The following is a 22,526-nucleotide window of genomic DNA, read 5'->3' on the forward strand; positions in this document are numbered from 1 at the left end:
GAACCCTTACGGAAAGTACGGGGTGTACGTGATCGAGGAGACCTTCAGATACCTCGCGCCGTCTCCCGTGGCCCATGTCGAGTCGTTGGGGTTGCCCGGCCAGTCGCCGCCGACGGCGGTGTTCACGATGAAGTGCATCCCGACACCCGCAGGAGTGGTGTACCACTTGGTGCCGGTGATGGTGCCGTCCACGGCGAAGTCGATGTGATCCGGCCACCAGGTGAACGAGTACCTGTGGTACGCGTTGGTCCAGCCCGCTGAATTCGTCTTCGAGAACTGGGTCTGGGCGTTGTTGGTGTCGTGGGATGTCTGGTAGACGGTGTTCGCGTTCTGGCCGACGATTTCGGCGGCGTCGAACTCGGGCAGCCATGGATTCAGGTACGCCGCCCATACCGCGGGCAGGAGGCCCTGGCCGTTGGGCATGTTCGCGGTGAAGCTGTAGGTGCCGTAGCCGTAGAGCGCCTTGGACTCCACGCGGCCCGAGTAGTACGTGCCGCCCGACTTGTAGGTCTTGATGACCAGGGTGTTGCCCTCGTACCAGACGCAGCCGGGAGTGTAGGTCTCCAGTTCGTTGTTGGCGGTCCACCGTCCGTTGATGACGTTCCAGGAGTTAACCGTCTGCGGGGCTCCCCAGGACGCCGCATGGGCTTGCGGCTGCCCCAGGAGAAGCAGTGACAAGGCCGCCACGGCGCCGACTATCAGGCGTCCCGGCCGGAGAAGTGCAGATGACATCGCGGCTCCATCGCTCGGATGACACGGGAGGTGGGAGCGGTCCCACTCCGATCAACCGGACTGTAGGAGTCCGTTCAACGTTTGACAAGATACGCGGCGCAGATCACTTCCTGGCTTCTGGACTTGAAGCCACGGGCGCTACGCGGGCTGCTAGTCGAAATCCGAGACGGCCGGGGATGTCCGGAAGGTCACAGCCGGCCCATAGGAGCCGTCCTCCTCGTCGCCGACCTCGACGGTGATCTCCCGGTCCGGGTAGCGCGCGGACAGGACTCCCTGCCAGCACTCCCCCAGAGCCAGCGCGAGCTGGGGCAGCTCCTCCCCTAGCTGTTCGTCGTCCGTCCGGGAAGCGTTGAGGAAGACGTCCCACAATCTGACCTGATTGACGACTGCTTCGATTCGTTCCCGATCATGGCCCAAAGTCGTGAACCAGTTGTCGACAACGTCCTGGCTGAAGTTCTCCTTGAGGAACACGCAACCGCGGTACTCGACCGTCTCGGGGCAGAACAGCCAGGCCGCTGCCAGGACGAAGCGCAAACCGCCCTCGTAGTCGAGGTAGTTGGAGGGGGAGAGCTCCTCGTCCTTCCATTCGGTGCGCCACCGTTTGAAGAACGCCGGCAGCTCGCGTTCGGACCACGCCGGTTTGCTGGTGCTCACGGGATCTCCCAGGGGAACGCGGCGCGCACTGACCTCGATGGGCGCACAAAGACCTCACCGGTCGTTGACTGCCGGGGCCAGTTCATCGTGTCTGGTACTGATCCCGGATGCGGCTTTGCGCAGCGCGTCGAGAGCCACGGAGAACCCGTCCGACATCTTCAATATCCTCCCGATGCCCGGCGCCTGAACCGAGTCGCCCGGCATCCCCCGTCAAGATGCCCCATCAAGGACCGCAATCGCTAGGAGAGCCCAGCAACGGATCCGATGGGTCGGACCAGGAGGGTCTGACGTGAGAGCGCAGAGGAACCGCCCGTACGCGGCGCAAACCGCGTACGGGCGGATGACACTGTGGCGAATGCGCGGCTCAGTGGAAGAAGTGCCGCGTCCCCGTGAAGTACATCGTCACGCCCGCCTTCTTCGCGGCCTCGACCACCAGCTCGTCGCGGACCGAACCGCCCGGCTGGACGACCGCCTTCACGCCGGCCTCGATGAGGATCTCCAGGCCGTCCGGGAAGGGGAAGAACGCGTCCGAGGCGGCGTACGAGCCCCGGGCGCGCTCGGCGCCCGCACGCTCGACGGCGAGCTTCGCGGAGTCGACGCGGTTGACCTGGCCCATGCCGACGCCGACGGAGGCGCCGTCCTTGGCGAGCAGGATCGCGTTGGACTTGACGGCGCGGCAGGCCTTCCAGGCGAAGGACAGCTCGGCCAGTTCGTCGGCGGAGAGCGCCTCGCCCGTGGCCAGCGTCCAGTTGGCCGGGTCGTCGCCCTCGGCCTGGAGGCGGTCGGTCGCCTGGAGGAGCGCGCCGCCGTCGATGGGCTTGAGCTCGGCGGGGTGGGAGGGCGCGGACGGGGCCTTCAGGACGCGGATGTTCTTCTTTTTGGCGAGGGCCTCGAGGGCGCCGTCCTCGTAGTCCGGCGCGACGATGACCTCGGTGAAGATCTCGGCGACCTGCTCCGCCATCTCCTTCGAGACCGGGCGGTTGACGGCGATGACGCCGCCGAACGCCGACAGCGGGTCGCAGGCGTGCGCCTTGCGGTGCGCCTCCGCGACGTCCGAACCGACGGCGATACCGCAGGGGTTGGCGTGCTTGATGATCGCGACGGCCGGCTCGTCGTGGTCGTACGCGGCACGGCGCGCGGCATCCGTGTCCGTGTAGTTGTTGTACGACATCTCCTTGCCGTGCAGCTGCTCGGCCTGCGCGAGGCCGCCTCCGCCCGCGGCGGAGCCGCTGATGGATGCAGTGTCGACGTACAGGGCGGCGGGCTGGTGCGGGTTCTCGCCGTAGCGCAGGGTGTGCGCGCGCTCCCAGGTGGCGCCCAGGAAGTCGGGGAACTCAGAGTCGTCAACAGGGGCGTAGGCGCTCGCGAACCAGCTCGCGACCGCGATGTCGTACTCGGCCGTGTGCCGGAAGGCCTCCGCGGCGAGCCGCTTGCGGGTGGTGAGGTCGAAGCCGCCGTCCTTGGCCGCGGCCAGGACGTCGCCGTAGCGGGCCGGGCTGGTGACCACGGCGACCGACGGGTGGTTCTTCGCGGCCGCGCGGACCATCGACGGGCCGCCGATGTCGATCTGCTCGACGCACTCGTCGGGGGACGCCCCCGAGGCGACGGTCTCGCGGAACGGGTAGAGGTTGACCACGACCAGGTCGAACGGCTCGACGCCCAGCTCGGCCAGCTGCTCGCGGTGGCTCTCCAGGCGCAGGTCGGCGAGGATGCCCGCGTGCACCCTGGGGTGCAGGGTCTTGACCCGGCCGTCCAGGCACTCGGGGAACCCGGTGAGCTCCTCGACCTTGGTGACGGGGACGCCCGCGGCGGCGATACGGCCGGCGGTGGACCCGGTGGAGACGAGCTCCACGCCCGCCTCGTGCAGGCCGCGTGCGAGGTCCTCGAGGCCGGTCTTGTCGTAGACGCTGACGAGCGCCCGGCGAAGGGGCCGCTTGTTGCTGTCGGCGGTCACTGGATAACTACCTTTCGTCCCTCAATGCGATAGCCGTTGCGGGCGAGCCGCCCCACGACATCGACGAGCAGCCTTCGCTCGACTTCCTTGATGCGCTCGTGCAGCGCACTCTCGTCGTCCTCGTCCCGGACCTCCACCACGCCCTGAGCGATGATCGGTCCGGTGTCGACGCCGTCGTCGACGAAGTGGACGGTGCAACCGGTCACCCTGGCGCCGTACGCGAGCGCGTCGCGCACACCGTGGGCTCCGGGAAAACTGGGGAGGAGGGCCGGGTGCGTGTTCACGAACCGGCCGCCGAAGCGGGCCAGGAACTCCTTGCCCACGATCTTCATGAACCCGGCGGAGACGACGAGGTCGGGCTCGTACGAGGCGACGGCCTCGGCGAGCGCCGCGTCCCACTCCTCGCGACTCCCGTAGTCCTTGACCCTCGTCACGAAGGTCGGCAGCCCGGCGCGCTCGGCCCGGGCGAGTCCCTCGATGCCGGCGCGGTCGGCCCCGACGGCCACGATCTCGGCGCCGTAGGCCTCGACGCCGGTCGTCTCGATGGCGTCCAGCAGCGCCTGGAGGTTGGTGCCGGATCCGGAGACCAGCACGACGAGGCGCTTGGCCACGGGCTTGGCGGCCACGGTGGGGGCCCTTTCTCGGGGGAGCGGTTCCGTACAGTCGGCCGTATGTACGTTCGTACGAATGCTTCGCGCCCCGGGATACGGGGAAGTCTACGAAGCGGCCGAACGCCAGCAACGATACCGGCACTCCGGGCAGCCCCCACGGGACGGGGGCGCGGCCGGAAGGTAGCGTCTGGGAGAGCCCGGGTCGGGAACGTGGTCGTGGTGCTGTGCGTTTCCGAAGTGGAAGCTCGTGCAAGGACAGCCGTACGAACGCCTGATCATTGCTTGATCAACGCCTGCTCACCGCCGTATCGCCTAGGGGAAGACGCTCACTTGATGCCGGACCGCAGCCTGCGACTGCTCACGCTCCCCCCGCAGTCGGTGGAGGGAGGGGAGCACCGCGGCGTGCTGCTGCGGGAGCGCCCCGCCTCTCCGCCCGACGCACCCTCGGACCGCAAGACCGGCGACTCCCCCGAGGACGACAACCCCTTCGCCCCGCCTCCGGAGGGCACCCCGGACCGCCCGTGGCGGCCGCGCCGCCCGGCCGAGGGGGAGAACGGCGACGGGTCCGGCGAGTCCGGTTCCCCGTGGGGCAGCCAGTGGAGCGACCGCCAGCCGGGCCGCTCCCCCGGCGGTTTCGGTGAGCGCCCCGGCAGTCCGCCCCCCGGCCCCGAGGGCCAGGGCAACAACACCCCGAGCTCCGGCATGCGCTGGGACCCGACGGACCCCTCGCAGCGCCGCGCCCGCTACGCCCTGCTGTGCGGCATGTGGGCCTTCTTCTTCGCCCTGTTCAGCTGGCCGTACGTGGCCCTGCTGCTGGGCGCCCTCGCCCTGTACTGGGGGATCAGTGCCCTGCGCGCGAGGACCGGCGCCGAGCCCGCGGGCGACCCCGGCGGCCGGCCGCAGACGACGGCGGCGGTGACCGGCCTGGTGACGGCCTCCCTGGCGATCGCACTGGTGGCCGCGACCTTCACCGCGCAGATGGTGTACAGCGACTACTACAACTGCACCAACGACGCCCTCACGAACCAGGCGAAGCAGTCCTGCACCCAGCTGCTGCCGAAGGAACTGCGGGGGCTGCTGGGCACGAACGGCTGACGAACGGCCGTTGCGACAGCGCGATCGGCGCTCACGGCCCGTCCGGCGTCTCCGGTGCATCCGGCGTCCGAGGCGGGTCGGACGCGTCCTTGAGGGCCGCCCAGCGGGACTCCCGGGTGGCCTCGCCGGGCCATGAGGCCTCCGGCCGGGGCGAGGAATCGACGGGCAGGAAGTCGTACGGCCCGAACCCCGCCTCCTCCTCCTGGTCGCGCAGCGCGCCGTACCCGTCGTCCTGGTCGTAGGGGGCGGAGGGTGTCCCGGCGTCCGCCGCACTCTGCGCCCCGCCGGAAGCCGACTTCTTCTTCCGGAACCGGCCCCCGCCTTTCGCCTTCTCCGCCTTCGCCGCCTTATTTGCCTTGTCTGCCTTCTTTGTCTTCTTCGACTTCTCCTGTTTCTCCTGCTTCTCCTGCTTCGAGTCCGCCGCCTCCGGCCTCGGCTCGACGATCTTCGCTTTCGGGTCGATGGTCCTCGGCCGCAGGGCGAGGGTGTTCGAGCCGGCGTCTGCACCTGCCCCGCTCCCCCGGCCGCCCCGGCACCGCCAGGCCCGCACGCCGACCGCGGTCGGAATCGCCGCGAGCGCCGTCCATACGGCCGCCGCGCCCCCCGTCTCCCACCACACCGGCCCGAACCTGGCAAGCTCCCCGACCCCGAGCCGCCCACCCGCCATCGTCGCGAGCACGGCCATGGCGGCCCCGCAGAGCAGGGCCGCCAGCAGGGCGGTGCCGGCGGTCTTCCTGGTCCCGGACGTTCCGGCGTCGGGCGAGGAGGACGCGTCGCGCGCTTCCGCGCCGCCCACGAACCACCCCACCGCGAGTCCGGCCGCCACCGGCACCGCTCCCGCGACCCAGTTCGGCCACCAGCCGGCCCCCGCGTCCGGCACCGCGGCCAGCAGCGGAAACGGTGGCAGCAGCGGGGCCGGTGCCGAGGACAGCGGGTCCACCACATGCCCCGTGCCGAGCACGAACCCGGGCCCGAGGGCGTAAGCGGCCCCCCACACCGCCGCGTTCGGCACCAGCACCAGGCACAGGAACAGCACGGCGAAACGGCCCGACCAGCCCTCCGTCAGCTGCAGGAAGGAGACCCGCGCCGTCCCGCCGTGCCACACCAGCGACACGGCCACCAGAGCCGCCCCGCCCCCGACGAGCACCGCCGCACCGGCCCCCGCGGAGCGCGCCGCGATGCCCAGGCGGGCGTGGGAGCCCGGCCCGCGGACGAAGCTGCGCAGACCGGACGGCAGCAGCTTCAGCACACCGTCGAACGCCCGGCGCGGATGCCCGTACGCGGTCCACACCCCGGCCCCCGCCATCACCATGACGAGCACCGGCAGACACAGCATGGGCCGCCCCCACGAGGGGCGCAGCTCTCCGCCCGAGGCGTACAGTGCCGCGGCCGCGCCGACGCCGAGGTAGCCGAGGACGACGCCCGCCCAGGCGGTACGGGCGGACAGCAGCGGCCCGTCCTCCTCGCCGCCGTACACCACGTCCCGCGCCGCCCGGTGCACCAGCAGCACCGGCACCGCGAACAGCAGCAGCGGAGTGACCCCCACCGGGGCGGGGACACCCGAGAGCGTGTCGGTGCGGAGCAGTTCGGTGCCGTGCGCCAGCAGCCACAGCGCTGCGGCGACGTGCAGGGCACCGCCTGGCCCGCTGTCGGGGTACGGCGAACTGATCCAGAACACCATCACCAGCACGGTGATCGTCCCGAGCCCCAGCCCGGCGGCCACCGCACCGCCCGCCACGCCGGCGCCAAGGCCGGGCGATCGGTCCCGCATCCTGGCCCGGATCCGGGCACGCAGGTACGGCAGCGGAGCTCGGCGAGCAGTCGTCTGGATCACGACCGCCATGCTCCCAACGACACGCGCTTTATCGCCGTAATAGGCAAACCGCCGAAGTGTCGCTCAATATACGTTTATGTACTTTTTCGTACGAAAGGGCGCCCCGTGACGTCGACCCCTGCGAGCCCGCTGCCGCTCGAGCTGACGCCCGCTCAGGCCTTCGACGCGCTGTACGCGTTCTGCGCCCCCGCCCTCGTACGGCAGACGTTCCTGCTCACCGGGCGGCGCGAGCTGGCGCGCGAGTCGGTCGAGCGGGCCTTCCAACTCGCCTGGCAGCGCTGGCCCGAGGTGGCCGTCGACCGGGATCCGGCGGGGTGGGTGCGGGCGACGGCCTACGAGTACGCGCTCTCGCCCTGGCACCGGTTCCGCCCGGGCCTGCGGCGCCGCCCCGAGCCGCCGCTCGTCGACCGGCGCGACCGCGAGCTGATGCACGTACTCATGGAACTCCCGCCGTCGTACCGCAGGGCGCTGCTGCTCTACGACGGGGTCGGCCTCGATCTGCCGGAGACGGCGGCCGAGGCGGAGGCGAGCACTCCGGCGGCGGCGCACCGGCTGCTGCACGCGCGCGAGGCGATCGCCGCACGCCTGCCGGAGCTTGCCGACCCGGCCGAGTTGAACCGCCGTCTGGTCGAACTGGCCTCCACGGAGCGGCAGCCCGCCCCCGGACCACCGACGGTCCGCAGCCGCGGCGAACGCAGCGCCCGCTTCTGGACGCGGGCCGCCATCGCCTTCACAACGGCCCTGATCGGCACAACGGCCCTGGCCCTTCGTACGGCCCCCACGCACTACGAGCCCCCGGTACCCCCGGGCTCGACCGTGCGGGGGGTCCCACCACGGGTGGCCCTGGGGGCACTGTCACAGGGGGAGGTGCAGCTACGGGCGAAGCTGCGGGGGGCAACTGCGCACGGGCCGGAGCGGCTCGTACCGCTGACTCAATAGCCGCGTGGCGAAACGCCGGTGGGCCCGCCCCCACCCAGGGGAACGGGCCCACCGACGCTCAGCTGAAAACGCCTCAGCCGGCCAGGATCTCCCGCGCCAGCTTCGCCGTCTCGGTCGGCGTCTTGCCGACCTTCACACCGGCGGCCTCGAGGGCTTCCTTCTTGGCGGCAGCCGTGCCGGAGGACCCGGAGACGATGGCACCCGCGTGACCCATGGTCTTGCCCTCGGGCGCGGTGAAGCCCGCGACGTAGCCGACGACCGGCTTGGTCACGTTCTCCTTGATGAACGCGGCGGCGCGCTCCTCGGCGTCGCCACCGATCTCACCGATCATCACGATCAGGTCGGTGTCGGGGTCGGCCTCGAACGCGGCGAGCGCGTCGATGTGCGTCGTACCGATGACCGGGTCGCCACCGATGCCGACGGCCGAGGAGAAGCCGATGTCACGCAGCTCGTACATCATCTGGTACGTCAGCGTGCCGGACTTCGAGACCAGGCCGATGCGGCCCGGCTTGGTGATGTCGCCCGGGATGATGCCGGCGTTCGACTGGCCCGGGGTGATGAGACCGGGGCAGTTCGGGCCGATGATCCGGGTCTTGTTGCCCTTGGACACGGCGTACGCGTAGAACGCGGCCGAGTCGTGGACCGCGATGCCCTCGGTGATGACGACCGCGAGGGGGATCTCGGCGTCGATCGCCTCGACCACGGCGGCCTTGGCGAAGGCCGGCGGTACGAAGAGGACGGATACGTTCGCGCCCGTCTTCTCGATCGCCTCGGCGACGGTGCCGAAGACCGGGATCTCGGTGCCGTCGACGTCAACGGTCGTGCCCGCCTTGCGCGGGTTGACGCCACCGACGATGTTGGTGCCGTCGGCGAGCATGAGCTTGGTGTGCTTCATGCCCGTGGAGCCGGTCATGCCCTGGACGATGACCTTGCTGTCCTTGTTGAGGAAGATAGCCATGGCTGTGTGTCCCTCGTCCCTTACTTCGCAGCCGCGAGCTCGGCGGCCTTGTCGGCCGCGCCGTCCATGGTGTCCACGCGCTGCACCAGCGGGTGGTTGGCGTCGGAGAGGATCTTGCGACCCAGCTCGGCGTTGTTGCCGTCCAGACGGACGACGAGGGGCTTGGTGACTTCCTCGCCCTTGTCCTCCAGGAGCTTCAGCGCCTGGACGATGCCGTTGGCGACCTCGTCGCACGCGGTGATGCCGCCGAAGACGTTGACGAAGACGGACTTGACGTCCGGGTCGCCGAGGATGATCTCCAGGCCGTTCGCCATGACGGCCGCGGAGGCGCCGCCGCCGATGTCGAGGAAGTTGGCGGGCTTGACGCCGCCGTGGTTCTCACCGGCGTACGCGACGACGTCCAGGGTGCTCATGACGAGACCCGCGCCGTTGCCGATGATGCCGACCTCGCCGTCGAGCTTGACGTAGTTGAGGTTCTTCTCCTTGGCGGCGGCCTCGAGCGGGTTGGCCGCGTCCTTGTCCTGGAGGGCCTCGTGCTCCGGCTGACGGAACTCGGCGTTCTCGTCCAGCGAGACCTTGCCGTCCAGGGCGATGACGTCACCGGAGGCGACCTTGGCCAGGGGGTTGACCTCGACCAGGAGGGCGTCCTCCTTGATGAAGGTGTCCCACAGCTTGACGAGGACGTTCACGACCTTGTCGGCGACCTCGGCCGGGAACTTGGCGGCCGCGACGATCTCGCGGGCCTTCTCCTCGGTCACACCCTCGTTGGCGTCGATCGGCGTCTTGGCGACGGCCTCGGGGCGGGTGGCCGCCACCTCCTCGATCTCCATGCCGCCCTCGACGGAGGCGATGGAGAGGAAGGTGCGGTTGGCACGGTCGAGGAGGAAGGAGACGTAGTACTCCTCCACGATCTCGGGCGCCGTCTCGGCGATCATCACCTTGTGGACCGTGTGGCCCTTGATGTCCATGCCGAGGATGTTGGTCGCGTGCTCGACCGCCTCGTCCGGGGTGGCGGCGAGCTTCACGCCACCGGCCTTGCCACGGCCGCCGACCTTCACCTGGGCCTTGACGACAGACTTGCCACCGAGGCGCTCGGTGGCTGCGCGGGCCGCCTCAGGCGTGTCGATGACTTCACCGGCCAGCACCGGTACATCGTGCTTGGCGAAGAGGTCCCTCGCCTGGTACTCGAACAGGTCCACGCGCTTCCGTCCCTATCAGTGATCTCGCGGTTCGTTGGATGCGTGGGCGTGCCGCGAAGGGCAACGTGACGTCCGCTAGTCACAGGGGAGGCGCACACGGTGTCCGAGCGCGCGGCATGTCCGTCTCGCAGGTTATCGCTGCTTGCGGAGGGCCCCTAAATCGAGGGTCACACCTGAGCGGTGATACCTGTCACATGATGCCGCGCTCACTGGCACGGCGTGCCGGATGTGAGGGACAGGCACGGTTCGCAAGGGCGTGCGAGGCACGCACGGGGAAGGGCCTCACCGGGCTGGGGTTGACCCGGTGAGGCCCCCTGTTCAGCCCCGGAAGGGGGCTCGGAGCAGTTGATCCCCACCCCAATGGGGATCACCTGGCTCCATCCGCGGGGTGCGGGCCGGCCGGTCCGACGGCTTTCGGCCGTCCGGGTCCCTGGGTCCGCGGAGTCGGTCGGGCGTCAGACGCCGTACTGCACGTTCTGCACGTAGCCGGGCGTGATCGACTCGGTGACGCCCTGGACGCCGGTGACGGCGTGTGCGGCGAGCGGGCCGCCGGTGGACCGGACGGTGTCGGTCAGGTCGCCGGCGAAGGGTGCCACCTGGCCCACGACGCCGTGGGCGAAGGGGTCGACGTCTTCGGCGACCCCGTACGCGAAGGGAGTCACATCGCCCGCGACGCCGTACGCGAGCGTCGTCGCGCTGCCGCCGACGCCCTGGACCACCGGCTCGACCAGGTCGACGACGGGCTGGGCGGCCCCGGTGACGCCCTGCGCGAACTGCGGCACCTGCCCGGCGACGCCGTGTCCCAGGCCGGTCGCGTGACCGGCCACGCCGTACGCGAGCGGCGCCGCGTCGTCGGCGATCCCACCGGCGAACGGCCGGACGTCACCCGTGACGCCGTACGCCAGCCCGCCCGCGTCCGCCACGGCCTGCCCGGCGACCGGCAGCACGCCGTCCAGGGCGGTGTGCACGACCGGCGGCAGCACGGCGCCCGTCGCGTCCTCGGTGACCTGACCGACCAGACCGGTGGCGTACGACGGCACGTCCGCGACGACACCACCGGCGACCGGCGCCACGCCGTGCACGGCACCCCCGGCGACGGACTGCACATCGGACACCGCGCCGCCGGCGACGGGAGTCACCCCCTGGGCGACGCCTCCCGCCACCGGCTGCACGCCCTCGACGACCCCGCCCGCGACCGGCTGGACACCGGCCACCGCGCCGTACGCCAGCGCCGTCGCGGCGCCGACCGCGTGACCGGCGGTCTGCCCCACCCCGGTCACGGCGCCGCCCGCGACAGGCAGCACGCCGCTCACGGCGCCCGTGGCCAACGGCGTCACCCCGTCCACGGCGTGGGTGACGGTGGGCGCGATCCCGCCGACGGTCTGCTGGGCGACCGGCACGACGCCCGCCACCGCCTGGCCGGCGACCGGCGTCACGCCCTGCACGGCGTGGGCTGCGAGGGGCGGCACGACGGCCGCGGCCGTCTCCGCGACGACCGGGGTGACCGCGCCGGGAACGCTCTTCACGGTGCCGACGACCTTCTGCTCGGCCCCGCCGACCGTGCCGGTGACATGGCCGGGGACCGCGGCCACGGAGGCCCGGGCGGCACCGGCGACGACCCCGGCCTCGCCCTGCGCAAGGGACGCCACGCCTGCGGCACGTCCCTGAACACCCGCCGCGGTACGGCCCGCGCCCGCGACGGACTGCTGCGCCTTCGTCCGTACGACACCGTCGACGCCCTGCGCCTGGGTGCGGGCCGCCGACTGCACGCCCTGCAGCTTGGTCTGGGCGGCGGCCAGCGCCTGTTCCAGCTCCGGTGCGAAGGCGGCGAGGGGGCCGAAGAGGTAGTCGACCTCGCCCTGCGGGGAGGAGGCCGTGTCGGTCACGGTGGTGGCTCCCTGGGCGGCCGCGGCCTTCGCCTCGGCCTGCGCGGCGCGGGCGGCCTTGGCGCCCTGGATGGCGGCGGCGCCCTTGATCCTGGACGCCTTCTTGACCGCCTGCGGGGCGGACACCTCGGCGTCGACGTACTTACGGGCCTGCTCGGCGGTGCCGCCGGGCAGCGTCCTCTCCGCGCCGGTGACCGTGGCGGTCGCCTTGGCCGCGGTGGAGCCGGCCGTCCCGGTGACACCGGAGACGGTGTGCTGGACGCCGGTGACGACGCCGTCGACCGTGCCGGTGACGGTGTCGGTCAGCGCGCCGAGGGTGCTGCCGGAGTCGACGGTCGCGTCCGTGGCCGGATCGGAGGCCGGATCGGAGGTCGTGTCGGACACGGACAGGGAGGAAGAGGGCAACTCGTCGGCGCTGGCGACGGCGGAACCGAGCGCCCATGCGCCGGTGACACCGGCGGCTATGACGATGGAGCGGCGGATGTTCTTGTTCATGCGTGCGTCAGATCCTTAGATCCCTGGAAGCTCCGCGCTCCTTGATCTCCGGGGAGATCCGGGGAGTTCCGGGGCTTCTTCGAAAGGCTTGGGGACAATTCCGGCGCCGCTTCCGGTCCTGGTCCGGGGAGTCGGGACCAGCGGAGTCGGCGGCTTGCGTCCGGAGAACGAAGAAATGTCCGGACGGGCGGGCAGACCTGCTCCACCCCCGCGCGGCAGGTCCGTGGCGGGGGAAGGGCCTGCCCTAGCCGGGGAATACGGGAATGTCCCGGTGCCTGTCCCGGGTACCGGCCGCGGCGGTGCGAACGGCGGCGCCGGGCACGAGCCGCACGAGCGGCCGGTGACTCAGGGCGACGGCGTGCGCGTCAGCGTGCCTCGAGGTGCCGTTGTCGACCGCGGCCCGGTTGGCCGGAACACCGGCCGGGTCGCCGTCGGGGGCCTGGTGCGCCGGGGCGTGCCCGGCACCGGTGGCCCTCCGGCCGCCGCCCTGCGCGGCGGTGGCGTCGCCCGCGGTCACGTCCACGACGAGCCGCGGCCCGTACGTCGTACCGCTCGCGGTCGCTGCGGAGCGCCTGTCGTCGACGGCGCCTTCCGTCCCCGAGTGCCCTGCGACACCCGGCTGGGGTGCCTGTGCGACGGGCGCGGGAAGTATCCGTCCCGGCGATGAAGGAAAGCCGGGCAGTGCGGGCAGGCCCGGCATCGACGGCGACCCGGGCAGCCCCGGCAGGGAGGGCCACGACGCCAACGGCGGTATCTGCGCGGTCACCCTGCCCAGCTGGGCGGTCACGGTCTCCACCAGACCACCGACCGGCTGCACGACGCGATCACCCACGGAGCGGACGAGCTCACCGGTCGACGGAGTGAGGATCCGACCGGCTGCGCCCGGGGTCGCGGGAAGGGCGCGGGGATTCGGGGCGGGCCTGGGATCGGTCGGTGCCGGGACTGGTGCCGGTGCCTGTGCCGGTGCCTGCGCGGCGGGAGCCTTCGGCTTGGGCTTGTCCGGAGCGGCCTGCTGGGGTCGGGGTGGCTGCGTGAGCCGACTGACCGTGGCGACGGTGTCGCTCGTCAACGCCCGGACGCCGTCCGCCGGAGCGGTCGTCACGACCTCGGACGAGGAGGCGGTCGGCACCCCCTCCGCCGCATGCGCCTGTTCCCCGCAGAGGAGCCCCAGCGCGAACAACCCACCCACCAGCAGAACCACTTGCAGCGCACGCCGTCCGGCCGCCGTGCGCATCACGCGCAGAGCGGCACCGGGCAAGGCTGCTGGCCAGGTCAAGAGGGGGTGGTCCTCCCGTGCGGCGGAACGAATCGCACGTAACGAGCCGTAACGAGCTACGAGTCGGCGCGACGCGGTGCGGTACGGACGAGGCGGCGCAACGGCGCGCCGCTGATGAGGCGTCGATCCTCGCACGCTCCTCCCGAGGTTGCGCAAGCCCCCTGTTACTGATGGGTAGGCATGTCCGTTTTGTTGGACCAAGTCGGACGACGATGCATCGACAAATCGTCAGTGACCGTCCCCTGTCAGCCCGGTCGCGCTCTTTCCGGTCATGCCGTGTCGTGTCCGGTCATGCGGTGTCAGGTATGGGCAGCGGTCGCTTCTCGATGGCCGCCGCCATCACTTCGGGGAAGAGATCGGGCGTGCACGCGAACGCCGGTGCCCCCAGCGCGGCCAGCGCGGCCGCGTGCTCCCGGTCGTAGGCCGGCGCCCCTTCGTCCGAGAGCGCCAGCAGCGTGACGAACTGCACTCCGGACGCCTTCATCGCGGCGACCCGTTTGAGCATCTCGTTCCGTATCCCGCCTTCGTAGAGATCGCTGATGAGCACGACCACCGTCTCGGCGGGCCGGGTGATCTGCGACTGGCAGTAGGCGAGTGCCCGGTTGATGTCCGTGCCGCCCCCCAGCTGCGTGCCGAAGAGCACGTCCACCGGGTCGTCGAGCTGGTCGGTGAGGTCCACCACCGCCGTGTCGAAGACGACGAGTCGCGTGTCGATCGACCGCATGGACGCGAGCACCGCCCCGAACACGGACGCGTAGACCACGGATGCCGCCATCGACCCCGACTGGTCGATGCAGAGGACGACTTCCTTCTTCACGGACCGGGACGCCCGCCCGTAGCCGATGAGCCGCTCCGGCACGATCGTCCGGTACTCGGGCAGGTAGTGCTTGAGGTTGGCCGCGATGGTGCGGTTCCAGTCGATGTCGTGGTGGCGCGGCCGGTTGATCCGGGCGCTGCGGTCGAGGGCGCCGGTGAGGGTGGCCCGAGTGCGGGTGGCGAGCCGCTTCTCCAGGTCCTCGACGACCTTGCGGACAACGGCCCGTGCCGTTTCCTTGGTCGTCTCCGGCATCGCCTTGTTGAGCGAGAGCAGCGTGCCGACGAGGTGGACGTCGGCCTCCACCGCCTCCAGCATCTCCGGCTCCAGCAGCAGCGCGGACAGCCCGAGCCGGTCGATGGCGTCGCGCTGCATGACCTGGACGACGGAGGAGGGGAAGTACGTCCGGATGTCCCCGAGCCAGCGCGCCACCGACGGCGCCGACGCCCCGAGCCCAGCCGACCGGTCCCGCCTCGCCTGCCCTTGCTTGTCGCCCTTCCCGTAGAGCGCGGCCAACGCCCCGTCCATCGCGCTGTCCTGCCCCGACAGAGTGCATCCCGTGCCGTCGGCGGCGTCGCCCCCGAGCACCAGCCGCCAGCGCCGCAGCCGCTCCTGCGCCGGGGCTGCCGGGTCCATCGCCTCGGCCGTCATCGGCACACCCCCGTGCAAGGCCGGTCCCAGAGCGGCATCACGGGAACGGCGACCGCCGGACGGTCCTTCTCCCCGCCCGCGCGTCTGCTGCGGTTCCCGTTGCCGTTCCAGTTCCTGCCGACTGCCGTTGCGCCGACATCCTCCTGGGCTTCTGTCAGTCCGTCCCTCGTCATCCCGCCACCCCCACAAGGTCGTTGTCGATGTCCTCTTCCACTCCGCCCGGGCCGCCCGGTCCGTCCAGGCCCAGCAGCAACCGGACCACCGGCAGCACGGCGTCCGCGCGCCCGGGGTCGAGGTCGGCCGCGAAGCCCGGTATGCCGGAGCCGGCGGCCGTCACGCTCCCCCGCTCCCCCGGTCCGCGCCGGACGAGTTCGCCCAGCGTCCGGCGCACCCCCGGCTCGTACGCCGAGAACGTCCGCCGCAGCAGGGGCAGTACGTCCGTGAACGCCTCCGCCGGCACCCCGGTCAGCCAGGAGTCGACCAGCCCGAGCAGCCGCTCGTCGTGCACGAGGAGCATCCCGCCGCCGGACCCTCCTCCGACGAACCCCTCGATCCAAGCGGCGGCATCCCCCGGCGGAGTTCCAGGCGACAGCACGAGACCCATGAGCCGCGCCGCCTCCTCCTGCCCCAACTCCCCGTCGTCCAGCAACAGCCGCACGGCCCGCCCCCGGACCACACCCGGCACGGTGTCCCGGACGGACAGCACACGCAGAACCGAGTGCCAGCGGCCCCGAAGGTCGCGGTGGTCCGGTGCGGGCGCATCGCCCAGCAGTCCCACCGCCCCGTGCACCGCGTCCACATGGCGCCGCATCTCCTCGGCGGCGTCCGCGTCCAGGGCCGCGCAGGCCGGGGGCAGGCCGACGAATATCCGCTCGGCGAGGCCCGCGGCGACCCCGGCCAGCGCTCCTGTGTCCGTGCCGCGTACATCGCCGTACCGGAGGGAGCGGACCAGGGCCGGCAGGGCCTGCGCGAGGTGGCCGACGTCCGTGTCGAGCGCGGCCCGGTCGGCGAGGACCTGCATCACCACCGGTAGCGCCTGGGGGAGCTCGGCCAGCAGGCAGCGCTCGGCGAGTCCGGTGACATCGGCCAGGGCCTGTGCGGCGACGGCGTCCGCCTCCGCCTTGGCCGTCGCGGCGGCGAGCACCGTCGTGCCCCACACCCCGGCCTCCGCCACCCGCACGGCCAGCTCCGGCTCCCAGCGCAGCCGCCATGTCTCCCGGAACGTGCCCGTGCTCCCCCGCGAAGCCACCGGTTCGCCCCATGCCACGCCCAGCAACCGCAGTCGGTGCAGCAGCCTGCTGCGGCCTGCGTCGGTCTCCTTGCGCAGGTCGAGCTCCAACTCCCGCTCCAGCGCCTCCGGTTTGAACCGCAGCCGTCGCTGGATCCGGTCCAGGTCCCGCTGCAACGGCACCGCCGGCGCCGCCTGCGGCACCTCCCCCAGCACATCCCCGACGACCAGCCGGTCGTGCACCAGCGCCAGCGGCACGTCCGAGCCCTCGCACATCACCGCGCGCACGGCATCCGTCGTCTCGCCGAGCCCCGGCAGCGGGCGGCCCCGCATCGCCGCGAGCGTCTCCGCCAGCCGCACCGCCTCGATGACATGGGCCGAGGAGACGATCCGGTCCTCGCCCCGCAGCAGCCCGGCCACCTTGGTCATCCACCGCTCGACCGGCCGGTCCGGAACGGCGAACAGATGCCCGTACCAGCCCGGCGAGTCGATGCCCGCCCCGTATCCGCTGACCCGTGCGAGCCTCCGGTACGTCCACGGCACCCATGTCATGTCCGTCTTGACCTTGGGCAGCCCCTTGACCAGCGACCGGTCGGCGGCGACGGCCGTCTTCTGCCGCAGCGCGGGCACATGCCAGGCCCCGCACACGACGGCCACCGCGTCCCCGAACTCCCGCTGTGCGGCCCGTACCTGGAGCCGCATGTACGCCTCCCGTACGAGATCCCGGTCATGTCCCCCGCTGCCGTACGCCTCCCGCAACGCTCCCATGGCCTCTTCGAGCACCAGGAAGGGCGCGAACGCGTCGCCCTCTCCCACCCCCCGGTGCTCGACGACGTCCTCCCACCACCGCTCCGGGTCGTCGTACCCGGCGGCTTCGGCGAGCACGGCGAGCGGGTCGATACGGACGTCGGTCTCCATGGCCGACCTGTCGGCAGAGGGCCGGCCACCGGAATCGGCAGCGGGATCGGCTTCGGCCCGCCTGTCGGTGTCGGGGGTGACATCGACGGCGGAGCCTGCCACGGTCTCGGCCTCCACGTCGGATCCGGCCGTGGCGTCGGCTCCTGCGTCGGCCCCCGCGCCGTGGCCGGCGTCCGGCCTGGCCCGAAGCGCTGCCACAGCACCGGTACCGGAGTTGGCCCCGCCCCCGGCCGTATCGACGCCGCCCTCGCGTCCGCCGCCCGCGCCCCCTCCTAGTTCCCCCTCCATGTCCTTGCTCCACGCCAGGGTGTGGGTCGCCGGCAAGTCGATGAAGCGCGCCGGTACGTCGTGCTCCAGGGCCCACCGGATCGCGACCCACTCCGGGGAGAACTCGGCGAGCGGCCAGAAGGCCGAGCGGCCGGGCTCGTCCACCGCGTGCGCGAGGAGGGCGACCGGCGGCCGCATGTCCTCCTCGGCGGCGAGCGGGATCAGTACGTCGGCCTCGGGCGGCCCCTCGATCAGCACGGCCCGGGGCCGGGCCGCGTCCAGCGCCGCCCGCACCGCTCGTGCCGAGCCGGGTCCGTGATGTCGTACGCCCAGCAGCAGCGGCCCGTCACCGGCCGCGCCGCTCCCGCCCCTCGCCGTCCCTGTCACGCCGTCCCCCTCGTCGTCCTGGTCATCGCACCCCTCGCATGCGGCCGCCGAATGCCTTCCGGGAGCCCTCCGGGCCGCTGCCGTGCCCGCCGTACACGCCGTCCTCGTGCGCCCCGCACACCGATCCGCCCGGTCCCTGGCCCCCGCCCGACCCCTTGTTCCCGCTGTTTCCGCCGCTCCCGCCGGACCGGCCCCACCCCAGGTCGTTCACGCGCTCACCTCACGGCAGGCCCGGTAGAAGTCCTTCCATCCGTCGCGCTCGCGGACGACCGCCTCCAGGTACTCCTGCCAGATGACGCGGTCGGCCGCCGGGTCGCGGACTACGGCGCCGAGGATGCCCGCGGCGACGTCCCCGGCCCGCAGCACGCCGTCGCCGAAGTGGGAGGCCAGGGCGAGCCCGCTGGTGACGACCGAGATCGCCTCGGCCGTCGACAGCGTGCCGCTCGGCGACTTGAGCTTCGTACGCCCGTCGGACGTGACCCCGTCGCGCAGCTCGCGGAAGACGGTCACGACCCGGCGGATCTCGTCGATGCCGTCGGGCACGGCCGGCAGGTCGAGCGAGCGGCCGATCTGGTCCACTCGGCGCGAGACGATGTCGACCTCGGCCTCGACGCTCTCCGGCAGCGGCAGCACCACCGTGTTGAAGCGGCGGCGCAGGGCGCTGGAGAGGTCGTTGACCCCGCGGTCCCGGTCGTTGGCCGTGGCGATCAGGTTGAAGCCCCGGACGGCCTGCACCTCCTGGCCCAGCTCCGGTATCGGCAGCGTCTTCTCGGAGAGGATCGTGATCAGCGTGTCCTGGACGTCGGCGGGGATACGGGTCAGCTCCTCCACCCGTGCCGTCATCCCCTCCGCCATGGCCCGCATGACGGGGCTGGGCACCAGGGCGGCCCGGCTCGGGCCGTTCGCCAGCAGCTGCGCGTAGTTCCAGCCGTAGCGGATCGCCTCCTCCGGCGTGCCCGCCGTGCCCTGCACGAGCAGTGTCGAGTCGCCGCTGACCGCCGCGGCCAGGTGCTCGGACACCCAGGTCTTCGCGGTGCCGGGCACGCCGAGCAGGAGCAGGGCGCGGTCGGTGGCGAGCGTGGTGACGGCGACCTCGACGATGCGGCGCGGGCCCACGTACTTCGGTGTGATCACCGTGCCGTCCGGCAGGGTGCCGCCGAGCAGATACGTCGCCACCGCCCACGGCGACAGCTTCCAGCGGGCCGGGCGCGGGCGGTCGTCCTGCGCGGCCAGCGCGGCGAGTTCACCGGCGAAGGCGTCCTCGGCGTGCGGCCGCAACGCCTCTGCCGGCTCCTTCGCGGGTACGTCGGCAGCTTCGACGATCGTCGGTTCCACGGACACAGACATGGCTGAGGCCCCCTCCAGCTCGGCCGGTTCGGATCTGGCATCCACGTTGCACTACGCCACTGACAATCCGTTCTGACCTGGGAAAACTCTCGAGAGAGGGCGCTCGCAGGACCGATTGTCAGTGGCGGGATCTACCTTCGACGGCATGACTCAGCAGGGGGTGCGCTGGAGCGCGGATCAGGTGCTGGCGCTGGCGCCTGACGCCGCGTCACGCAAAGCGGGCAGCAAACTCGGCACGGCGGGGCCGTGGTCCGAGGCGGGGAGTTCCGACGAGGGGACGGTGTGGGGGCAGTGCAAGGGCAGTGGCAGCAAGCCGTATCAGACGGTCGTGGACATCGCAGATGCGGCGGGCCCCGCGTACAAGTGCAGTTGCCCGAGCCGCAAGTTCCCGTGCAAGCACGCGCTCGGGTTGCTGCTGCTCTGGGCGGGTGGGGACGGTGCGGTGCCGTCGGGGCAGGCGCCCGACTGGGCGGAGCAGTGGATAGCGGGGAGAAGGCAGCGCGCCGAGCAGAAGCGGACGGCGGGGGCGTCCGGATCACCGTCCGGGTCCGGTGATCCGGAGGCCGCGCGGCGCCGGGCGGAGCGCAGGGCCGAGCGGATCACCGCGGGTGCGACCGAGTTGGAGCAGCGCCTGGCGGATCTGCTGCGCGGCGGGCTGGCGAGCGCGGAGCAGGCGGGGTACGGGCTGTGGGAGGAGACTGCGGCCCGCATGGTCGATGCCCAGGCCCCTGGACTGGCCGCGCGGGTGCGGGAGTTGGGGGCGATCCCGTCGTCCGGGCCGGGCTGGCCGGTGCGTCTGCTGGAGGAGTGCGCGTTGCTCCATCTCCTCGACCAGGGCTGGCTGCACCGCGAACGGCTCCCGGACGGCCTGGCGGCGACGGTCCGCTCCCGGATCGGCCTGCCCGGCTCGGCGGACGGGCCGCCGCTGCGCGACCGCTGGCTGGTCCTCGCCCAGTACGACACGGCGGACGCGCGCCTGACGACCCGCAGGATCTGGCTGCACGGCACGGACTCGGACCGCACCGCGCTCCTCCTCTCCTATGGTGCCGCGGGGCGCGCCCCGGAGTTGGCGCTGCCCGTCGGGCTGACCCTGGATGCCGAGGTGTCCGCCTATCCGGGTGCCGGGCAATCACGGGTGGCCCTGGGCGAGCAGTTCGCACCACCGGCACCGTCGGTGACACGGCCGCCGGGAGTGACGACGGCCCAGGCGGCCGCCCGCTACGGCGGGGCCCTGCGGGACGACCCCTGGCTTGACTCCGTCCCGGTCACGCTGGACCGGGTCATACCGGTCCCGGACGGCGACTCCTGGCAGTTGGCGGACGCCGACGCGGACGCTGCGCTGCCGCTGACTCCCACTGCCCGTGCCCGCCCCGGGCTGTGGCGCCTGGTCGCCCTCTCGGGCGGCGCCCCGGTCAAGGTCTTCGGGGAGTGCGGCCACCGGGGATTCACGCCGCTGACGGCGTGGCCGGAGGGAGCGGGAGAGGCGGTGCAGCTGTGCTGATCCATCAGTCAAAGGACCGCCGTACGGCGCCCACACGGGGCGGGCCCTCACGGAAAGGAACCGCATGAACAGGACGTCCACGCCGGTGGATGCGCCCGCCTCGGGCGCCTGGGAGGAACTCGTCACGGCGGCACTGCTCGGCACGGAGCGGCGCACCCCGCCGGGCGGAGCGCCGGGACGGGAGGCGCCGGTGGCCCTGCTGGACGCCGCGGCCGCGGAGACCGTTCGGCGGCGGGCCGGGCTGCGGGCGGTGCCGGCGGCCGCACGGCCCGAGCCGGCTGCCGAGGACCCACGGCCCGTGCTGCCCCTCGCGGCGGCCCGCAGGCTGGCGCTGCTGCTGGCCGACCGGCCGGGCACGGGCGGCGGCGGCCGTAGGGGCACGGCGCCGGACCTCATGGAGCTGCTGCCGCAGTGGCTTGCGGCGGCGAACGCCCGCGGTTTCGCGGCACCCCCTCAGGCGCTGCCCGCGCTGCTGGACGCGGCCCGTGGGCGTACGGATCTGCGGCCGGCGGCGCTGGCGTTCGCAGGGCCGCGCGCCGTGTGGCTCGCCCGGCTGAACCCCGACTGGCGGTTCGCCCTGCGTGCGGCCCCGGGCGGGGGCGCCACCCTGCCGCACCCCGAGGACACGGAGCAGACGCGGCGCCTGTGGGAGGAAGGCCTGTTCGCCGAGCGGGTCGCGCTCCTGTCCGCCATACGCGCCCGTGAACCCGCCGCCGCCCGCGAACTGCTCACCACGACCTGGTCGACGGAGCGGGCCGAGGACCGTCTCATGTTCCTCGACTCGCTGCGTACGGGCCTAAGCCCCGAGGACGAGCCCTTCCTGGAACAGGCGCTGGCCGACCGCAGTCGCAACGTGCGGGCGACGGCAGCGGAGTTGCTCTCCGCACTGCCGGGTTCGGCGCTCGCGGCGCGGATGGCCCTCAGGGCCGCGGCCTGCGTGGCCGTCGACCACACGGGCGGCTCGCCGATGATCACCGTTGAGGCTCCGCACGAGTGCGACGCGAGCATGGAGCGCGACGGTGTCGTGGCCAAGGCTCCGGCAGGACGAGGTGAACGATCATGGTGGTTCGGCCAGTTGGTGGAGGCGGCACCGCTCGGGACCTGGTCCAAGCGGCTGGGCGGGCGTACGCCGGGGCAGATCGTGGCACTGCCCGTGACGGACGACTGGCAGAGCGAACTGCACGCGGCCTGGTGCCGGGCCGCCGTGCGGCAGCGGGACCCCGAGTGGGCCCGTGCGCTCCTCGGAACCCCGTCCGCGCCGGAGGCCGGCGGTCCTGGCGCGGTGTCGCTGGCCGAACGCGCCAAGCTGCTCGGCACCCTGAGCGCAGCCGAACGGGCCGACTGGGTGGCCGGTTTCATCGCGGCACACGGCCTGTCCGAGGCGTTTCAGCTGCTCGGGGTGTGCGCGGTGCCCTGGTCCGCGCCGCTCGGTCGGGCGGTGGTGGACGCGCTCAACATCGCGCGGGACGCGGGGAGTTATCCATGGAGCTTCAGCGGCGTGATGGGCCTGGCCGAACGCTGCCTCGACCCCTTCGAGGCGAGCCGCCTCGACGGCCTGCTGGCGATACCCGACGAGACGGAGGACGCGTCACCCGGGGCGGGCGGCTACTGGGCGGAGGCGTTCCAACGCCTGGTGACGACCTTGCGGTTGCGGGCGGCGATGGCGGAGGAGTTGGCATCGGCGTAGGGCCGCCCTACGGTGGCCGGCGCCTCTCGGAGCCGATCGGTACCCAACAGCCCGTCCGGCGTTTGAGGACGAGGCCGTTCAGGCCGATCGGGG

Annotated in this window: 16 protein-coding genes; 4 read left to right on the forward strand and 12 right to left on the reverse strand. The window is 72.3% G+C overall.

The window, feature by feature from the left end; all coding sequences use genetic code 11:
* Positions 1–6: 6 nt before the first annotated feature.
* The 4 genes from ABD355_RS33035 to purN form a co-directional block, all read right to left on the reverse strand.
* A complete protein-coding gene (locus ABD355_RS33035; protein ID WP_344404560.1) occupies positions 7–732 on the reverse strand; it encodes a glycoside hydrolase family 16 protein in 726 nt (241 codons plus the stop codon).
* A gap of 150 nt (positions 733–882) precedes the next feature.
* A complete protein-coding gene (locus tag ABD355_RS33040) occupies positions 883–1,386 on the reverse strand; it encodes a hypothetical protein (protein ID WP_344404561.1) in 504 nt (167 codons plus the stop codon).
* Positions 1,387–1,750: 364 nt separating this feature from the next.
* Entirely contained in the window at positions 1,751–3,340 is a 1,590-nt protein-coding gene (gene purH / locus ABD355_RS33045; protein ID WP_344404562.1) for a bifunctional phosphoribosylaminoimidazolecarboxamide formyltransferase/IMP cyclohydrolase, read from the reverse strand.
* Positions 3,337–3,966, reverse strand: coding sequence for a phosphoribosylglycinamide formyltransferase (gene purN / locus ABD355_RS33050; RefSeq protein ID WP_344404563.1), 630 nt, complete (start codon positions 3,964–3,966; stop codon positions 3,337–3,339). The genes purH and purN overlap by 4 nt, the downstream gene beginning before the upstream one ends.
* A gap of 318 nt (positions 3,967–4,284) precedes the next feature.
* Between purN and ABD355_RS33055 the strand changes: the two genes are divergently transcribed.
* A complete protein-coding gene (locus tag ABD355_RS33055; RefSeq protein ID WP_344404564.1) occupies positions 4,285–5,046 on the forward strand; it encodes a hypothetical protein in 762 nt (253 codons plus the stop codon).
* A gap of 31 nt (positions 5,047–5,077) precedes the next feature.
* On the opposite strand, the gene ABD355_RS33060 is transcribed toward ABD355_RS33055, so the two are convergent.
* Complete coding sequence (locus ABD355_RS33060) at positions 5,078–6,889, reverse strand: cell division protein PerM (protein WP_344404565.1); 1,812 nt, start codon at positions 6,887–6,889, stop codon at positions 5,078–5,080.
* Here ABD355_RS33060 and ABD355_RS33065 point away from each other — a divergent pair.
* Positions 6,872–7,819 (forward strand): sigma factor-like helix-turn-helix DNA-binding protein, encoded by a 948-nt coding sequence (locus ABD355_RS33065; RefSeq protein ID WP_425585821.1) that lies wholly within the window; start codon positions 6,872–6,874, stop codon positions 7,817–7,819. The two genes, ABD355_RS33060 and ABD355_RS33065, sit on opposite strands and share 18 nt — an antisense overlap.
* Before the next feature lie 73 nt (positions 7,820–7,892).
* Here ABD355_RS33065 and sucD read toward each other — a convergent pair whose 3' ends face one another.
* The 7 genes from sucD to ABD355_RS33100 form a co-directional block, all read right to left on the reverse strand.
* A complete protein-coding gene (gene sucD / locus ABD355_RS33070) occupies positions 7,893–8,777 on the reverse strand; it encodes a succinate--CoA ligase subunit alpha (RefSeq protein WP_099930861.1) in 885 nt (294 codons plus the stop codon).
* 20 nt (positions 8,778–8,797) lie between these two features.
* Positions 8,798–9,976: an ADP-forming succinate--CoA ligase subunit beta gene (gene sucC, locus ABD355_RS33075; protein WP_344404567.1), complete on the reverse strand. Its 1,179-nt coding sequence runs from the start codon at positions 9,974–9,976 to the stop codon at positions 8,798–8,800.
* A 455-nt stretch (positions 9,977–10,431) separates the two neighbouring features.
* A complete protein-coding gene (locus ABD355_RS33080; RefSeq protein WP_344404568.1) occupies positions 10,432–12,357 on the reverse strand; it encodes a hypothetical protein in 1,926 nt (641 codons plus the stop codon).
* A 244-nt stretch (positions 12,358–12,601) separates the two neighbouring features.
* The gene (locus tag ABD355_RS33085) at positions 12,602–13,633 is read right to left on the reverse strand and encodes a hypothetical protein (protein ID WP_344404570.1); all 1,032 of its coding nucleotides are present in this window, start codon (positions 13,631–13,633) and stop codon (positions 12,602–12,604) included.
* 289 nt (positions 13,634–13,922) lie between these two features.
* A complete protein-coding gene (locus ABD355_RS33090; RefSeq protein ID WP_344404571.1) occupies positions 13,923–15,098 on the reverse strand; it encodes a VWA domain-containing protein in 1,176 nt (391 codons plus the stop codon).
* 169 nt (positions 15,099–15,267) lie between these two features.
* A complete protein-coding gene (locus ABD355_RS33095; RefSeq protein WP_344404572.1) occupies positions 15,268–17,898 on the reverse strand; it encodes a DUF5682 family protein in 2,631 nt (876 codons plus the stop codon).
* Between the two features lie 207 nt (positions 17,899–18,105).
* Positions 18,106–19,245, reverse strand: coding sequence for an ATP-binding protein (locus ABD355_RS33100; protein ID WP_344404574.1), 1,140 nt, complete (start codon positions 19,243–19,245; stop codon positions 18,106–18,108).
* A 145-nt stretch (positions 19,246–19,390) separates the two neighbouring features.
* Between ABD355_RS33100 and ABD355_RS33105 the strand changes: the two genes are divergently transcribed.
* Both ABD355_RS33105 and ABD355_RS33110 read left to right on the forward strand, forming a co-directional pair.
* Positions 19,391–20,746 carry an SWIM zinc finger family protein gene (locus tag ABD355_RS33105; RefSeq protein WP_344404575.1) on the forward strand — a complete coding sequence of 452 codons (1,356 nt, stop codon included), beginning with the start codon at positions 19,391–19,393 and terminating at the stop codon, positions 20,744–20,746.
* Between the two features lie 64 nt (positions 20,747–20,810).
* The gene (locus ABD355_RS33110; protein ID WP_344404576.1) at positions 20,811–22,433 is read left to right on the forward strand and encodes a DUF5691 domain-containing protein; all 1,623 of its coding nucleotides are present in this window, start codon (positions 20,811–20,813) and stop codon (positions 22,431–22,433) included.
* The last annotated feature ends 93 nt before the right edge of the window (positions 22,434–22,526 follow it).

The sequence above is a fragment of the Streptomyces longisporus genome, assembly GCF_039532765.1.
GTDB classification, from domain to species: Bacteria; Actinomycetota; Actinomycetes; order Streptomycetales; family Streptomycetaceae; genus Streptomyces; species Streptomyces longisporus.

Coding starts and splice junctions, on each gene's coding strand:
- ABD355_RS33035 (WP_344404560.1), bottom strand. CDS start 732: ATGTCATCTGCACTTCTCCGGCCGGGACGCCTGATAGTCGGCGCCGTG.
- ABD355_RS33055 (WP_344404564.1), top strand. CDS start 4,285: ATGCCGGACCGCAGCCTGCGACTGCTCACGCTCCCCCCGCAGTCGGTG.
- ABD355_RS33060 (WP_344404565.1), bottom strand. CDS start 6,889: ATGGCGGTCGTGATCCAGACGACTGCTCGCCGAGCTCCGCTGCCGTAC.
- sucD (WP_099930861.1), bottom strand. CDS start 8,777: ATGGCTATCTTCCTCAACAAGGACAGCAAGGTCATCGTCCAGGGCATG.
- ABD355_RS33080 (WP_344404568.1), bottom strand. CDS start 12,357: ATGAACAAGAACATCCGCCGCTCCATCGTCATAGCCGCCGGTGTCACC.
- ABD355_RS33090 (WP_344404571.1), bottom strand. CDS start 15,098: ATGACGGCCGAGGCGATGGACCCGGCAGCCCCGGCGCAGGAGCGGCTG.
- ABD355_RS33100 (WP_344404574.1), bottom strand. CDS start 19,245: ATGTCTGTGTCCGTGGAACCGACGATCGTCGAAGCTGCCGACGTACCC.
- ABD355_RS33105 (WP_344404575.1), top strand. CDS start 19,391: ATGACTCAGCAGGGGGTGCGCTGGAGCGCGGATCAGGTGCTGGCGCTG.
- ABD355_RS33110 (WP_344404576.1), top strand. CDS start 20,811: ATGAACAGGACGTCCACGCCGGTGGATGCGCCCGCCTCGGGCGCCTGG.